Raw genomic sequence first — 14,760 nt, 5'->3', positions numbered from 1 at the left:
TGAAAATCAGACACACTTTTTGTCACTTAACCCATCATTGTTGGCTGGTTGTTTGGGCGCAGTGAGATCGTCGATAAGCGGGCATCTTTTACCCTGAATATGGTCGTGTTCTGGATTGCGATGCCGTGCATGCTCGCGCACACGCTCGCGACGGCGGATTCGGCGAGCATCTTCGGTTCGGCGTTTGGCGTCGCGGCACTGTCGGCGCTTGGCACGGCGGCGTTTTACCGGATCTTTGTGGCACCCATGTTCAAACAGCGCGGCGCCGATGCTGTGGTCGGCGCGATGTCGTCGAGTTACAACAACGTCGCTAATCTCGGCGTGCCCATCGCTGTCGCAGTGCTTCACGACGCTACCGCCGTCGTCCCAGCCCTTATCTTTCAGATTGCCTTCTATGCGCCCGCTTCCATGACCGTGCTGGAAATCCTCACTAACCGCGGCCATTTCCGACCGCGCAATGTCATCATGGCACCGCTGAAGAACCCGATCTTTCTGGCGGCGATGGTGGGACTTGCGGTTAATGCGTTTGCTATCAAACTACCTCAGTTCGTAGCGCATCCAGTGGGGCTATTGGGGCAGGCCGCGGTGCCAATGGCACTTTTGGCCTTCGGTATTAGTTTGCATGGCATGCCGTTTATGGAAGCCGGCCGCTCCCCTCGTCGCGCCGTCGTGGTGGCGTCTACGCTGAAGCTTTTCCTGCACCCCCGCGCTGGCTCTCCTGTTCGGCCATTTTGTCTTTGGTCTCAGCGGGCATGCGCTGCTGGCAGCTGTGATTATCGCCGGCCTGCCGACAGCCCAGAACGTCTACACCTTCGCCTCCCGTTTCGGCCGGAACCTTGAACAGGCGCGCGATTGTGGCGTGATTACGACAATCGCCTGCTTGCCGACGGTCCTTTTGTTCACCCTGCTGTTGAGTTAGGGGACTCTTCCCGACGGCCTGGAGAGAATCTCGTTACCCTTGGAGGCGTGGAGATTCTGAAGACACTTCTCGAGGCCGACCCGTCCGTGCCTCGTTTGACCTGTTATGACGAAACTACCGGCGGTCGTACTGATCTATCGGCCCAAACTCTGGACAACTGGGCCAGCAAGATCGCCAACATGCTGCACGATGAGTTCGACCTCGTCGCCGGAGACCAAGTATGGATTGACTTGCCGTTGATTTGGCAGTCCGCCTGCATCATCCTGGGCTGCGAGCGTGCTGGCGTCACCGTTAGCGATGAGGAGCCGCTGGTCGTATTCACCACTGTCAGCAACGTCAGCACGTGGGAAGAGAAGTTCCCAGATGCCTACCTCGCAGTGCTTACCGACGATCCCTTTGGCCGCGGTGTCGTGGAATGCGGTGATGATATTCCACCGGGAGTCATTGACTTTGGTCCGGAAGTTCGTTTCCACCCAGACGCATATCTAGGCGCAGGCCCGGACTCCGACCAAACCCCCGTTATTGGGGAAAAGTCGGCTGCAGAACTGCTTTCATCTGCTGGCGATTATGCGGACGAGATGCAGCTCACGCCCGGTTCCCGCGTCGTTTCCGACGGCTGGCTGGTGCCTGATTCTTCACAGGTCACCGCAGATAAATGGGCATGTAATGTGCTGTCGGCTTGGGTTCGTGGAGGTGCTGCCGTCGTCGTGCGCGGTGGCGATAGCGAGCGTGTCACTGCTATTTCTACGGCCGAAAAAGCCCGTGTGATTTAGTCGCAGCTGTCCCGTCGAGAAGCGCTCTAAGTAGTCGCGATAACCTGGAAACCGTGATTACCCGACCATATATTCTTGCGATTCTCGCCCTCATCAACGTCTTGGGCGCACTGGCTGTATGGGATCTGAGCCCATGGTGGTGGATTCTGATGGCCTTCATCCTCTTCCTGGATGTTGTGGCTATCTATGACATGCTTCAGAGGAAGCACTCCATCTTGCGGAACTTCCCGGTCATCGGCCATCTGCGCTACATGGGTGAGACCATTCGCCCTGAGATGCAGCAGTACTTCATCGAACGCAACTTCGACGGCGCTCCATTCGACCGCGATACCCGTACCGTGGTCTACGAGCGTGCGAAGGGGCTGTCCTCGAAGAAGTCATTCGGTACTGAGCGAAAGATTAATGCGCCCGGCTACGAGTACGTCCGCCACTCGATGGCGCCGAGCCAGCACGTCATCGAGGATCCGCGCGTAGATATTGGCGGTCCGGACTGCGCCCAGCCGTACTCAGCGTCTATCTTCAACATCTCAGCCATGAGTTTCGGCTCTCTGTCCCCTAACGCTGTCATGGCAATGAATAAGGGCGCGAAGCTGGGCAACTTCGTACAGGACACCGGCGAGGGCGCTATCAGCCCTTACCATTTGAAGTATGGTGCCGACCTCTATTGGCAGCTGGGTTCCGGTTACTTCGGTGCGCGTACCGAGGATGGCGACTTCGATCCGGAGCTCTTCCGCGAAAAGGCTAAGATTCCGCAGGTCAAGGCAACCTATCTGAAGGTTAGCCAGGGCGCAAAGCCTGGACTCGGCGGCATGCTGCCAGGTCACAAGGTCAATGAGGAAATCGCGGCTACTCGCCACGTACCAGTTGGCAAGGGTGTGATGAGCCCGCCGTACCACCGCGTCTACTCCACCCCGCGTGAACTTGTTCGGTTTATGGGCACCATGCGCGAGCTCAACGGTGGCAAGCCGGTCGGTTTCAAGCTGTGTGTTGGCTCCCAGCTTGAGTTCCTCGCCGTGTGCAAGGCCATGCTGGAAGAGAACATCACCCCGGACTTCATCATCGTCGACGGCGCTGAAGGCGGCACCGGCGCTGCACCGCTGGAATACTCCGACCGCGTTGGCCTGCCGCTTACCGACGGCCTGATTCTCGTCCATAACGCGCTCGTAGGTGCCGGTCTGCGAGATCGCATTAAGCTCGGTGCGTCCGGCAAGGTCATTACTGGCTTCGATATTGTGAAGCGCATGTGCATCGGTGCTGACTTTGTGAACTCGGCTCGCGGCATGATGATGGCCACCGGCTGTATCCAATCTCAGCTATGTCATACAAACACCTGCCCGGTGGGTGTGGCTACCCAGGATCCGAGCCTGTGGAAGGCCCTGGATGTCGACGACAAGGGTCAGCGTGTGGCCAACTATCACAATGCCACGGTCGCGGAAGCAGCTAGCCTATTGGCATCGATGGGCCTGAATAGCTTCTCTGAGCTGGGGCCGTCCCACCTGCTGCGGCGCACCAATGAGCAGGTCGGTGAGACCTACGCGGAGCTCTACAACTGGCTGCAGCCAGGCGAGCTGCTGAGCGGAACTCGCTTCCACAACTGGGCCGAAGCCTGGGAGACCGCCGACCCGGACACGTTCCACTACCCCGCAGTTCATATGCGCGGGTAGTTCGGGGCTGGTTGCGCGCCCTACTCACCCATCAGCTTCTTGCGCAGACGCTCGTCCTTTTCCAGGACCTGATCGCGCATGTTGGCCTGGTAGTTCTCCATCGCCACAATGAGCTCCGGGTAACCGGCCGAGAGAATACGCACAGCCAGCAGGCCAGCGTTCTTAGCGCCGCCCACACCGACGGTTGCCACCGGAACGCCGCCCGGCATCTGAACGATTGACAGCAGGGAATCGACACCCTCCAGGTTCTCCAACGCGCGTGGCACGCCGATAACCGGCAGCGGAGTGGCCGACGCAACCATGCCCGGCAGGTGTGCTGCACCACCGGCGCCAGCGATAATGCAGCGCAGCCCCTTGTCAGCGGCGGACTTTGCGTAGTCAATCATGCGTTCCGGAGTGCGGTGTGCAGAGACCACACCTACCTCAAAGGGAATTCCGAACTCAGCCAAGACCTCCGCTGCGGGCTCCATGGTCGGCCAATCCGAGTCCGACCCCATAATCAGACCGACCAGCGGACCGGTTACGTTGGCCAACTTCGGGCTTGCCACCTGGTTTGCTTCAGCCAATGTTGTCTCCTTGAGATAGCAATCTAATTCTTATACAGCGCCAGCCACCTATGCGGTGTAGCCGTCTGCCCACACGCCATCGACGATGTAGCCAGCAGCGAGGTTGGCAACCCGCCGGGTCTCCGCGATGCCTTCCGGGCTTGCGTCGTAGCCGCACAGGTTGACGTGCCCCAGCTTACGTCCAGGGCGCCAATCCTTCCCGTACCAGTGAATCTTCGCTGATGGGAAACGACGCCATACCTCAGCAAAACGCTGTGAAATAGGTACATCCGAGGCCTCATCGCCACCGAGCGTATTGACCATTACCGTCACCGGCGCAGTCGGGCGAGTGGAACCCAGTGGCATGTCAGCAACTGCACGCAGGTGCTGCTCAAACTGGCTGGTCTCACAGCCGTCCTGCGACCAGTGACCAGTGTTGTGTGGCCGCATGGCCAACTCGTTGACAAAAATCTCCGGATTGCCGTCAGCATCGACGGTTTCGAACAGCTCAACTGCCAGCGCGCCGGTTACTCCCAGCTCGGAAGCGATGGTCACACTGAGCTTTTCGGCCGCTCTCGCAAGGTCGTCGGCAAGCCCTGGCGCCGGGCAGATTGCCTCAACACAGATGCCGTCACGCTGCACGGACTCGAGGACCGGCCAGGCCTTGACCTCGCCCGACGGCGTGCGCGCACACATGGCCGACAACTCACGAACCAGCGCGACCTTCCGCTCGGCCATCAGCGGCACATCTTTGCCCAACAGCTCGTCGACAAGCGTGCGCAGATTCTCGCGGTCCTTCGGGAACCACACGCCGTGACCGTCGTAACCGCCGCGGCGAGCCTTCAGGCAGACGGCACCGTCAACGCGGTCGAAGAATGCTTCGGCATCCTCGGCGGACTCAATTGCAGCGTAGGCAGGTACTGGAGCGCCCAGTTCCTCCAGGCGCTGGCGCATCAGCAGCTTATCCTGCGCGTACAGCAACGCCGACGGCTGAGGCTGAACCGAGTAGCCCATCTCGGTCAGCTTGTTGAGGAATTCGGTGGGAACGTGCTCATGGTCGAAAGTCACGGCCTGCGCACCGGCGACAGCGCGCTCAACATCTTCCCAGACGTGGTAGTCGCCGATGATAACGTCCGCACACACCTGCGCTGCGGAAGCATCCGGCGAACCGGCGAGCAAACGGATGGACTGTCCCAGCTCAATGGCCTCAGTCTGCATCATACGAGCCAGCTGACCGTCACCAATCACCGCCACAACCGGCACGCCATCAGCATGCGCGGGATGCTGCGCAGCAGTTAGCGCTGCAGCGGAATTAGAAGTGGAATTAGTGGAGTTTTCAGGGGTATCCGAAGCAATCACACCCCTGATTGTAGGTTATGACCCAAAATTCTAAGTCAACCGGGAGACCAACTTAGCCACCTTACGAGAGCTGGGAATATCTTCCACAGCCAGCGGCGGGCCGAAACTGCGGGTGTGCAGATACAGCACGCCGCCCTTGCGATTGACCGCACGTACCGAACGCAGATCAATCGAGACCACCTGCGGGCGCAGAATGCCACGGCGCAGAATAATTCGCCTATCAGTTAGTACGAACCGCTCCCCCAACCAACTTAGTACCGGACGAACGACGCGCCAGAGAATAAGCCCCAGCCACGCGAAGAGCAGCAGCTGACGCACACCTTGCAGATCTCCCGGAGCAATCGCAGGGCCGTCGATAAAACCAATCAGCAACCAGCAGACGCCCGTGATAACCATGAGTTCCAAGAGCGGCCACACCAGCCGACCAAAAGTTGGATTGGTGTCCAGCAGAATTGCCTCGCGCGTGTCCAACTCATCATCGGGAAAGGCCATACAGCACTACCCCCGCTCCGAATCAGCCTGCGGGGACGCATAGCCGCCGTCAGTGGCACGAACATGGAACACGTCACCGGCCGCAACAAAGTGACTTGTGCCAGCTTCATCGGTGACGATCAATTCGCCGTCGGCACGCACGCCAACCGCCTTGCCCACCAGCACGCGATCCCCCGGCAACTCCACGCGCACGTTCGAACCGATGGTCGCGCACACCGCCTCGTAGTCCCGCAGCAGCTCCGCATCGCCCTTTCGCCACTGCGCTTGACGACGTCCCAGCGCACGCAGCACACCAGCGGAGATGTCGTCGCGGTCGAGGTTTTCCGCTCCCGCCAGGTATAGCGAAATGGCGTGTGGCACCGGCAGCTCATCTTCCTGCAGGGAAACGTTGATGCCGATTCCCGGAATGAGAATTGGCGGTGTCAGCGACGCGGCCTCCACCAGAATTCCGCAGAGCTTACGACCGTCAACCAGGACATCGTTCGGCCACTTCAGGGAAACGCGTTCAGGCGCAAGACCCGCAACTTCCACAACAGCATCGACAACTGCGAGGCCCGCGACTAACGGCAACAGACCCAGTTGCTCGGGTGCGAGCCCTTCCGGGCGCAGCAGCGCGCTGAGTGCAATGGACGCACCCTTCGGGGCCGTCCAACTACGACTCAGTCGACCGCGACCTGCGGTCTGCTCCGAGGCGATAAGCGCACTGAGATCTGCCACCTGCCCCAGTGCCGCCTGTTTCCGAAGATCAGCGTTGGTCGAACCAGTGGTTTCGACAACCTCAATGGAATTCCAGCCCGGCGCGGCTGCGCGCACACGCGTGGCGTCAAGAGGCTTGCGGGAAGCAACAATCCTGGGGTTGGTCATGCACAGCAGTCTAGCGCCATGGCCGGATTCACTGAGTCGTGACCTTTCTCAAGAGCTCGACAGCGTGAGAATCATCACAGCTCGCCTGCTTTACTATTTTCCTTCCCAAACACTACATTCCATAACATGACTATTTCCTCACGTTTGGCGGCGGAGCAACACACCACCGCTTTTCTCAATGAAGACCTTCTACGCCGACGCACTGCTGCACTGACTCCGATGGGGTCGCGGGGCTACGACAAGCTCAAACTGACTGAGCGCATGAATGCCCGCGAGCGCATTGACTACCTGCTGGACGAAGGGTCTTTTGTCGAATTCGATGCACTAGCCCGCCACCGCACTACCGCATTTGGAATGGAAGCCAAACGCCCCGTGACCGACGGAATTATCACCGGCTGGGGAACCATAGACGGCCGTGAGGTCTGCATCTTCTCTCAGGACGGCACAATCTTCGGTGGTGCACTCGGAGAGGTCTACGGCGAAAAGATGGTCAAGATTCAGGAGCTTGCCATCACTACCGGCCGACCCCTTATTGGCATGTACGAAGGTGCCGGCGCCCGCATCCAAGATGGCGCAGTCTCACTGGACTTTATTGCCCAGACGTTCCACCACAACGTTCGCGCCAGCGGCGTCATTCCGCAGATTTCAGTCATTTTTGGCGCCTGCGCGGGCGGAAATGCCTACTCTCCAGCACTGACGGACTTCGTTGTCATGGTGGAGGAAAACTCCCGTATGTTCGTCACCGGCCCTGACGTAATCGAAACAGTCACAGGCGAAAAAATCAGCCAGCACGAGCTCGGCGGCGCCGACACCCATATGGAGATCGCCGGAAACTCCCACTACACCGCCACTAGCGAGCAGGATGGACTCGACTGGGTCTGCGATTTGCTCGACTACCTCCCCAACAACACAACCTCCCCCGCGCCCAGCTGGGATTCCGATGCCAGTGACGAAATCACCGACACCGATCGCACCCTCGACAGTCTCATTCCCGACAGCCCATCCACGCCGTACGACGTGCATGAAGTCATCTACGCGCTTTGCGACGATGCGGAGTTCCTGGAAATCCAGGAAAACCGGGCAGCCAATGTCGTGATTGGCCTTGGCCGTCTCAATGGTCAATCTGTTGGGTTTGTCGCTAATCAGCCCATGGAATTCGCGGGCTGCCTAGATATCGATGCAGCGGAGAAGGCCGCGCGATTCGTCCGAACCTGCGATTGTTTCAACATTCCACTCGTCTTTCTCGTAGACGTACCCGGCTTTCTCCCCGGTTCAAATCAAGAACACCAGGGAATTCTGCGCCGTGGCGCTAAATTGCTCTATGCGTATGCAGAAGCAACCGTTCCTAAAATCACCGTCACCATGCGCAAGGCCTATGGCGGCGCGTATTGCGTGATGGGATCAAAGGGGCTCGGCGCGGATGTAAATCTGGCTTGGCCGACGGCACAGATCGCCGTGATGGGCGCCTCTGGCGCAGTACGCTTCCTCCATCGTGCCGAGATTCGAACCGCCACCGAAACAGCTCTCGCAGCAGATCCAGCGGCCGATAGATTTGGCACTCCCGAGAGTGTGAAAGAACTCATTGCTGAACTGGAAATGGGATACGAGCAACACATGCTCACGCCTTATCGCGCCGCCGAACGGGGGTTAATTGATGAAGTCATCCTCCCCTCCGAGACACGAACTCGGGTGATAAAAAATCTGCGCCTTCTAACTTCAAAGAAAGTACCGTGGCCTGCGCGCAAGCACGGCAATATTCCACTGTAAGAGCAGGCTTTTTGCTGTACAACGAGCTAGTCATTACCCCTACTTTTGTTAACAGCGATTGCCCCCAACTACCTCCCCCCGTTTTCGAAACGTAAACTAGTTGGTATGACGACTGCCGCAAATACATCAACCGGTGAAACCCCGGATTTGACCACTACTGCTGGAAAGCTGGCCGATCTGCGAGCCCGTCTCGCAGAGACCCAGGCTCCAATGGGCCAGGCCAGCATTGACCGCGTCCACGACAAGGGCAAGATGACCGCTCGTGAGCGCATCGAGTTCCTCTTGGACGAGGGCTCGTTCGTGGAGGTTGACGCTCTCGCACGTCACCGCTCCAAGAACTTCGGCCTCGATGCCAAGCGCCCTGTCACTGACGGTGTTGTGACAGGCTACGGCACCATCGATGGCCGCCAGGTCTGTGTCTTCTCGCAGGACGGCGCCATCTTCGGTGGCGCGCTCGGTGAAGTCTACGGTGAAAAGATTGTCAAGATCATGGATTTGGCCATCAAGACCGGTGTCCCAATTATCGGCATCAACGAGGGTGCTGGTGCCCGCATCCAAGAGGGCGTTGTTTCCCTCGGCCTCTACTCCCAGATCTTCTTCCGAAACACCCAGGCTTCTGGTGTTATCCCACAGATTTCCCTGATCATGGGCGCCTGCGCTGGTGGCCACGTCTACTCCCCGGCTCTGACCGACTTCATTGTCATGGTCGATGGCACTTCCAAGATGTTCATCACCGGCCCGGACGTTATTAAGACCGTCACTGGCGAAGAGGTCACACAGGAAGAGCTGGGTGGCGCTGGTACTCACATGAGCACCTCCGGTACTTCGCACTACACCGCCGCTGATGACGAAGACGCTCTGACTTTCGTTCAGGAATTGGTCAGCTACCTGCCGTCCAACAACCGCGCTGAGGCTCCTCGCATGGAGGCTGAGCCGTTCGAGGGCTCCATCGCTGACAACATCACTGAGACTGACCTCGAGCTCGACACGCTGATTCCGGACTCCCCAAACCAGCCGTACGACATCAAGGACGTCATCACCCGTCTGGTCGACGACGAGGACTTCCTGGAAATTCAGGAGGACTACGCACAGAACGTGGTCATCGGCTTCGGTCGCGTGGAAGGTCGCTCGGTCGGTTTCGTCGCCAACCAGCCGATTCAGTTCGCTGGCTGCCTCGACATCAAGGCATCCGAGAAGGCGGCTCGCTTCGTCCGCACCTGTGACGCCTTCAACATTCCGATCATCATGCTGGTTGACGTTCCAGGCTTCCTGCCGGGCACCAACCAAGAGTTCGACGGCATCATCCGCCGTGGCGCCAAGCTGCTGTACGCATATGCTGAGGCCACCGTCCCGAAGATTACCGTCATCACCCGTAAGGCCTACGGCGGAGCTTACTGTGTGATGGGCTCCAAGGACATGGGCGCTGACATCAACCTGGCATGGCCGACCGCTCAGATTGCGGTCATGGGTGCTTCCGGCGCTGTCGGCTTCATCTACCGCAAGGAGCTCAAGGCTGCTGCAGCCGAGGGCAAGGACGTCGTCGCACTGCAGAAGGAGTACGAGGCAGAGTACGAGGCCACCCTGGTCAACCCGTACATGGCTGCTGAGCGCGGCTTCATCGACGCCGTTATCCCGCCGAGCGAGACCCGCGGCCAGATCATCGAGGGTCTGCGTCTACTGGATCGCAAGGTTGTTAACGTACCCGCCAAGAAGCATGGGAACATTCCGCTGTGACCGATTCCAAAAACACCCCAGCAACCGAAGACAAGGACGCCGCTACAGCCCCGGCTGCACCGTTCATGTCCGTCCTCAAAGGCAACCCGTCAGACGCTGAAACCGCCACGCTCGCGCTTTTGTTCGCAGGTATGGCAGCAGCCGGCGGCGCCCCAGAGGACCGCGGCCCGCGTAACAACTGGGGTCGGCTGGAAGAGGGTTTCCACCAGCCGCACCAGCACGTACCGGGCACGTTCCGCAACGTCCATTTCTACTAGTACAGCTACCGCTTACCGCGTAGTCGTTACCGCACGCTAGCTGCGTTGATTCGCTAGCACAAAGCGCCACCATCGGGTTTTCCGATGGTGGCGCTTTGGTTTTTGTTACTGCCTTAGCCTTGACCACTGCTTATTACTAGCGCTGTTCACCCAGCGACTCGCCATCAAACTCGTCATCGAGCTCCCGGTCCAGCCGACGCTGATCACGGTTGCGAGCTACCGGCCACACCACCTTGAACAGGAAATACACAAACGCCAGACCGATGGCAGCACCCACCACAGCGCCGGCAATGGATCCCCACGATTCCGATAGTGCCCCACCAGCGCTTGCCTCAGAGAGCATTTGCACTCTGATAAAACCAATCAGCCACAGCCCAATGACGGCTACGAGTGCTGCAATCTCGCCTTTTGTAAGACCATTAATCTTCGGCATTGGCACTTGACGTCGCAACCACCGCTGCGAAAACAGGAGTCCAACCAGCGGCATCAAGATGATTGCCACTGTCACGCCCACCATCTTTGGCTCTGGAATGAGCCAAATCAGTACCGTTGCAAGCACGTAGTTAGCCCACATCATCATTGTGAACCCGTACGTGTAGGACTTATGCAGCAACATCTGCTGATACTCATCGTCCACCGTGGCGCTGTTGCGTTCAATTACGACATCCGCATAGGACATTGTCAGTATCCTTCCTCACCAAAAATTTCTTCGACTGTTTTTCCCAGGACCTTGCAGATACGCAACGCCAAATACACCGAAGGCGAGTAATTTCCCCGCTCGATATTTGCAATGGTTTGCCGCGAAACCTCCACCTGCGCGGCTAAATCCGCTTGGCTCAGCTCCAACCAGCGTCGGTATCTCCTGACCTGGTTCGAACGTTCTTCCCCACTCATCTGTGTACTTTCTTTAACTTGATGTCCACTTTACTTTACATCACTAGAAGGCAGCTGCCATCTAAAAAATCTGCCTGTTCTTACAATCGGGCCAACCCCACGCATGTTTGCCACAAAAATTAGGCTTTACGATTCCGCCCTCACTAAAATCACTAACTATGAGCAGCCCCCGAATCGTCTTGGCTTCCACTTCCCCTTCGCGACTGCACATTCTCCGCTCTGCAGGCATCGAGCCCATCACAGTAGCGCCCAACGTCGACGAGGATGCCGTAATCACAGCCCTTCCGGACGCATCGCCGGTACGCATCGTCGAGGAACTCGCACAGGCCAAGGCACACGCTGCCTCTCCGGCCTACCCCAATGACATTGTCATTGGCGGGGATTCAATGCTGCTTCTCGACGGGCAGTTGCAGGGCAAGCCCCACACGGAAGAAAAGACCATTGAGCGCTGGCATCAACAGAGTGGCCGGACGGCTGAGCTGATTACTGGTCACTGTGTCGTGACACCAAAGGGCGAGCACCTTGAGGTGGCGATTACTTCCCTCGATTTCGCTGAAGTCCCAGAAGAGGACATCCGTGCCTACGCTGCGACGGGCGAGCCGCTGAAGTGCGCTGGCGCGTTTACTTTGGAGGCTCTAGGCGGCTGGTTTGTCGATGGCATCAATGGCGACTCATCCAGTGTGATCGGACTGTCGCTACCTGTCGTGCGCCGAGCTCTGTATCGCTACGGCTATTCGGTCTCCCAGTTCTGGAATCGGTAGGCATCGCAAGAACCGTCGAAAAGCAAAAACCGCACCAATTTGGTGCGGTTTTTCTTAGCTGTGGAGGCTACTTGCTAGCAGCCTCAACGCGCTTGATGGCCTCCTGAGCAACAAGCTCCTGGATACCCATATCCAGCTCGGAGGTGAAGCCAACACAGGAGCAGTTGATCTCGCCGAGAACGTAGGTGTCCTCGCCGTTCTCGCCGTCTGCCAGCATGAAATCAGCGGTCCAGATTAGCGGGATATTGTCGCCACCGAGGTTCTCGGCAATGACCGGGCGAGCCTCAGCAAACATGTCGATGAGGTCCTGCCACTCTTCCGGCTTGTTGTAGGTGTACTTCGCGCCAGAGAACAGGGTTGCGGAGAAAGCGTCGCCGCCCTCGGCCGGCTTCTTGTGAACCACGAAGACCGGGTGCGGACCGACCAGCAGAATGCGAATTTCGCCTTCGGTGATGCGCGGCATGAAGCGCATGTCCACGAGCATGCCGTTATCGCCGATGATGTACTGGTCGCAGAAATCCATGAACTCGCCGAGCTCACGAGTCTCAGTGTGATTGTCCACGGCCTCGGTGCACTTCAGCTTGGTGTTTAGCGGCAGCGGGGTGCCCGGCTCAACGTTCTTAGCAACCTCTTCGTCAGCGATGCGCACGCGCCAGATGCCGGATCCGGTGGAGCCACGGTTCTGCTTAAGGACGCGCTCGCCGTAGGACAGGGAGGTCGGGAAAGTGCTGTGGAATGCCTCGACGTCGTAGTAAGCAGCGGTGTCAGACGGAACCAGGTCAGTATCCTTGAGCTTGACCAGTGCGTCCTTTGCGCCGTAGGCCATCATCTCGCCCGGGGTGGACATACCAACCAAACCAGCGACCGAGAGACTGGTCAGAAGCTCGAAGTAGCCCCTCTCGCCACCCGGGATGTTGCCCGGGTTTACGCGGGAGATGTAGCCGTCGAAGTTCTGGGAGACGTAGTCGTACAGGTCGTCCTTCCACTCCGGTCGGTAGTAGACGACCTCAGCGGACCAACCGGCTTCGCGGATAGCGTTGACGATTGGCATGGTGTCCTTGCGGTGTCCGTCGAAGTACTTGTCCGAGCCGCCCTCGATCTCGAATACAACAATGTTCTTGTGCACAGGCACTCCTTTTAAGAAAATACATGGACTTCCGGCACTCAATTGTCTCCGTAACGCAGCGAATACCCAGGCAGATAGCCCATTTCAGCCCATTTTCCAGTGATACGAATCAACACAGTTTTTGCGCTAACTCTCAGCTAAATTTTAGGGCACTACCTGGACTCCAAGCGCGCTGAAACCACTGCTTTTACCCCCAACTGTGAGGCGTATCCCAGGGTGGCCGCGGACGCAATTGTTGCCGTCGGAAAGCGCTCACACTGGGGACTATTCCGCCGTTCGCCACGCGACCCGTAAACTAGATATGCAATTGACGATAAACGTCAGAAAGTCCCACCCACCCAACTTGCGCCAAGGGAGTATCCGATGGCTGTTCCGCACGACCCGCACCCCCAGTTCCAGCAGTACGCCCACCCTGAGCGCCTCGTCTCTAGCTCCTGGCTTGCTGCCCGACTGGGCTCTCCCGGTCTGCGCGTTGTTGAATCCGACGAGGACTCACTGCTTTACGACATTGGACATATTCCGGGCGCGGTTCGCATCGACTGGCATCACGACCTCAACGATCCTGTGCGCCGCGACTATATCGACGCCGAAGGCTTTGCCGAGCTCATGCGCGAGAAGGGTATCTCGCGCGATGACACCGTCGTAATCTACGGCGACAAGTCCAACTGGTGGGCCGCCTACACACTCTGGGTTTTCGAGCTTTTTGGGCATCCCGACGTGCGTCTGCTTAACGGTGGCCGCGATGCCTGGATGACTGAAGAACGAGACACGAGCTTCGAGGTCCCCAATTACCCACACACTGACTACCCTGTCGTCGAGCGCGACGATAAGACACTGCGTGCCTACTTCAGCGATACACGTGAACTCATTGGAAAGGCTCCGATTATCGACGTGCGCACCCCGGAGGAGTATGCCGGTGCGCGAACCCACATGGTCGATTACCCGCAGGAAGGCGTCCTGCGTGGTGGCCACATTCCAACCGCAGTAAACATTCCATGGAATCAGTCCGTTCACCCGAACTCGCGTTTCCGCGACCGCGAAGAGCTCGAGCAGATTTACGCGCACGTTCAATTTGAAGATGAGGCGATTGTCTACTGCCGCATCGGCGAGCGCTCCGCGCACACCTGGTTTGTACTGCACCACCTGCTCGGCCACGAGAATGTTCGCAATTACGACGGCTCGTGGGTTGAGTGGGGCAATATGATTGGCATGCCCATTGCCCACGGTTCGGAGCCGGGAAGCCTGTAGGCGATCGACGCAACCGGTGGGCGCTTCCCCCACCGTTTTTCCAGCGTCAGCGACTGGCGCTACACCGGAGATTTGGTTTCCCCCTGCCGCCCCCAATCAAGGGGGCGGCAGTTGCACTCTTGGGCGATAATTTTAGCCGCAAACCTAGGTTTTTGGGCGGAAAATAGCCACTTCAGCTGCCCCCATACTCACTTGAACGCTGCTCAAGGTCACAATCCCTACCCCCTTATGTAGCGAGCAAAAAGAGGTTGCTTACCGCACCTGTGACACAATGGAGGCATTGGGTCACACGCTGTTAGCTACCGCGTGGTTAACCGCATTGCGGTTCACCGCTCAGTTAACTGCAGTGCTGCTTGT

16 protein-coding genes are annotated in these 14,760 nt (G+C 58.3%); 9 read left to right on the top strand and 7 right to left on the bottom strand.

Annotated features, from left to right (window positions below; genetic code table 11):
• Positions 1–48 precede the first annotated feature (48 nt).
• From HMPREF2849_RS11525 to HMPREF2849_RS03100, 4 genes are read left to right on the top strand one after another with little or no spacing between them, the layout of a single operon-like run.
• On the top strand, positions 49–840 hold the full coding sequence (locus HMPREF2849_RS11525) for an AEC family transporter (RefSeq protein WP_371259569.1): 792 nt from the start codon (positions 49–51) through the stop codon (positions 838–840).
• Positions 770–919, top strand: a complete 150-nt coding sequence (locus HMPREF2849_RS11300) for a hypothetical protein (protein ID WP_371259568.1) — start codon at positions 770–772, stop codon at positions 917–919. The genes HMPREF2849_RS11525 and HMPREF2849_RS11300 overlap by 71 nt, the downstream gene beginning before the upstream one ends.
• 47 nt (positions 920–966) lie before the next feature.
• The gene (locus HMPREF2849_RS03105) at positions 967–1,692 is read left to right on the top strand and encodes a TIGR03089 family protein (RefSeq protein WP_049171307.1); all 726 of its coding nucleotides are present in this window, start codon (positions 967–969) and stop codon (positions 1,690–1,692) included.
• Between the two features lie 53 nt (positions 1,693–1,745).
• Positions 1,746–3,356, top strand: a complete 1,611-nt coding sequence (locus tag HMPREF2849_RS03100; RefSeq protein WP_049171310.1) for an FMN-binding glutamate synthase family protein — start codon at positions 1,746–1,748, stop codon at positions 3,354–3,356.
• A 20-nt stretch (positions 3,357–3,376) separates the two neighbouring features.
• Here the strand turns inward: HMPREF2849_RS03100 and purE are convergent, their stop codons facing one another.
• The 4 genes from purE to HMPREF2849_RS03080 form a co-directional block, all read right to left on the bottom strand.
• Entirely contained in the window at positions 3,377–3,853 is a 477-nt protein-coding gene (gene purE, locus HMPREF2849_RS03095) for a 5-(carboxyamino)imidazole ribonucleotide mutase (RefSeq protein WP_049171375.1), read from the bottom strand.
• Positions 3,854–3,970: 117 nt separating this feature from the next.
• Positions 3,971–5,260 carry a 5-(carboxyamino)imidazole ribonucleotide synthase gene (locus HMPREF2849_RS03090; RefSeq protein ID WP_080969567.1) on the bottom strand — a complete coding sequence of 430 codons (1,290 nt, stop codon included), beginning with the start codon at positions 5,258–5,260 and terminating at the stop codon, positions 3,971–3,973.
• 30 nt (positions 5,261–5,290) lie between these two features.
• Entirely contained in the window at positions 5,291–5,752 is a 462-nt protein-coding gene (locus HMPREF2849_RS03085; RefSeq protein WP_069359648.1) for a YdbT family protein, read from the bottom strand.
• A gap of 6 nt (positions 5,753–5,758) precedes the next feature.
• Positions 5,759–6,616 carry a biotin--[acetyl-CoA-carboxylase] ligase gene (locus HMPREF2849_RS03080; RefSeq protein WP_016423281.1) on the bottom strand — a complete coding sequence of 286 codons (858 nt, stop codon included), beginning with the start codon at positions 6,614–6,616 and terminating at the stop codon, positions 5,759–5,761.
• Between the two features lie 126 nt (positions 6,617–6,742).
• Here HMPREF2849_RS03080 and HMPREF2849_RS03075 point away from each other — a divergent pair, with 126 nt between their 5' ends.
• The 3 genes from HMPREF2849_RS03075 (at position 6,743) to HMPREF2849_RS03065 (ending at position 10,374) form a co-directional block, all read left to right on the top strand.
• Entirely contained in the window at positions 6,743–8,383 is a 1,641-nt protein-coding gene (locus HMPREF2849_RS03075) for an acyl-CoA carboxylase subunit beta (protein ID WP_070862588.1), read from the top strand.
• 105 nt (positions 8,384–8,488) lie between these two features.
• Positions 8,489–10,117, top strand: coding sequence for an acyl-CoA carboxylase subunit beta (locus HMPREF2849_RS03070; RefSeq protein WP_016423283.1), 1,629 nt, complete (start codon positions 8,489–8,491; stop codon positions 10,115–10,117).
• The gene (locus HMPREF2849_RS03065; protein WP_016423284.1) at positions 10,114–10,374 is read left to right on the top strand and encodes an acyl-CoA carboxylase epsilon subunit; all 261 of its coding nucleotides are present in this window, start codon (positions 10,114–10,116) and stop codon (positions 10,372–10,374) included. The genes HMPREF2849_RS03070 and HMPREF2849_RS03065 overlap by 4 nt, the downstream gene beginning before the upstream one ends.
• A gap of 136 nt (positions 10,375–10,510) precedes the next feature.
• Here HMPREF2849_RS03065 and HMPREF2849_RS03060 read toward each other — a convergent pair whose 3' ends face one another.
• Positions 10,511–11,053 (bottom strand): hypothetical protein, encoded by a 543-nt coding sequence (locus tag HMPREF2849_RS03060; RefSeq protein ID WP_048733634.1) that lies wholly within the window; start codon positions 11,051–11,053, stop codon positions 10,511–10,513.
• Positions 11,054–11,055: 2 nt separating this feature from the next.
• Entirely contained in the window at positions 11,056–11,268 is a 213-nt protein-coding gene (locus tag HMPREF2849_RS03055; protein WP_042388872.1) for a helix-turn-helix transcriptional regulator, read from the bottom strand.
• A 158-nt stretch (positions 11,269–11,426) separates the two neighbouring features.
• Here HMPREF2849_RS03055 and HMPREF2849_RS03050 point away from each other — a divergent pair, with 158 nt between their 5' ends.
• Positions 11,427–12,029, top strand: coding sequence for a Maf family protein (locus HMPREF2849_RS03050; protein WP_016423286.1), 603 nt, complete (start codon positions 11,427–11,429; stop codon positions 12,027–12,029).
• A 67-nt stretch (positions 12,030–12,096) separates the two neighbouring features.
• Here HMPREF2849_RS03050 and HMPREF2849_RS03045 read toward each other — a convergent pair whose 3' ends face one another.
• The gene (locus tag HMPREF2849_RS03045) at positions 12,097–13,155 is read right to left on the bottom strand and encodes a Cj0069 family protein (protein ID WP_069359650.1); all 1,059 of its coding nucleotides are present in this window, start codon (positions 13,153–13,155) and stop codon (positions 12,097–12,099) included.
• Between the two features lie 363 nt (positions 13,156–13,518).
• Between HMPREF2849_RS03045 and HMPREF2849_RS03040 the strand changes: the two genes are divergently transcribed.
• Positions 13,519–14,403, top strand: a complete 885-nt coding sequence (locus HMPREF2849_RS03040) for a sulfurtransferase (RefSeq protein WP_048733645.1) — start codon at positions 13,519–13,521, stop codon at positions 14,401–14,403.
• Positions 14,404–14,760 lie beyond the last annotated feature (357 nt).

The sequence above is a fragment of the Corynebacterium sp. HMSC073B01 genome (genome assembly GCF_001838255.1).
In the GTDB taxonomy this organism is placed as follows: domain Bacteria; phylum Actinomycetota; class Actinomycetes; order Mycobacteriales; family Mycobacteriaceae; genus Corynebacterium; species Corynebacterium jeikeium_D.
The sequence above is the reverse complement of the archived record's forward strand: the minus strand, read 5'-3'. Positions and strand labels throughout refer to the sequence as shown.

Excerpts from the sequence above, each read along its gene's own strand:
- HMPREF2849_RS03075 (WP_070862588.1), top strand. The coding sequence starts at position 6,743 with ATGACTATTTCCTCACGTTTGGCGGCGGAGCAACACACCACCGCTTTT.
- HMPREF2849_RS03040 (WP_048733645.1), top strand. The coding sequence starts at position 13,519 with ATGGCTGTTCCGCACGACCCGCACCCCCAGTTCCAGCAGTACGCCCAC.
- HMPREF2849_RS03070 (WP_016423283.1), top strand. The coding sequence starts at position 8,489 with ATGACGACTGCCGCAAATACATCAACCGGTGAAACCCCGGATTTGACC.
- HMPREF2849_RS03050 (WP_016423286.1), top strand. The coding sequence starts at position 11,427 with ATGAGCAGCCCCCGAATCGTCTTGGCTTCCACTTCCCCTTCGCGACTG.
- HMPREF2849_RS03080 (WP_016423281.1), bottom strand. The coding sequence starts at position 6,616 with ATGACCAACCCCAGGATTGTTGCTTCCCGCAAGCCTCTTGACGCCACG.
- HMPREF2849_RS03060 (WP_048733634.1), bottom strand. The coding sequence starts at position 11,053 with ATGTCCTATGCGGATGTCGTAATTGAACGCAACAGCGCCACGGTGGAC.
- HMPREF2849_RS03085 (WP_069359648.1), bottom strand. The coding sequence starts at position 5,752 with ATGGCCTTTCCCGATGATGAGTTGGACACGCGCGAGGCAATTCTGCTG.
- purE (WP_049171375.1), bottom strand. The coding sequence starts at position 3,853 with ATGGGGTCGGACTCGGATTGGCCGACCATGGAGCCCGCAGCGGAGGTC.
- HMPREF2849_RS03055 (WP_042388872.1), bottom strand. The coding sequence starts at position 11,268 with ATGAGTGGGGAAGAACGTTCGAACCAGGTCAGGAGATACCGACGCTGG.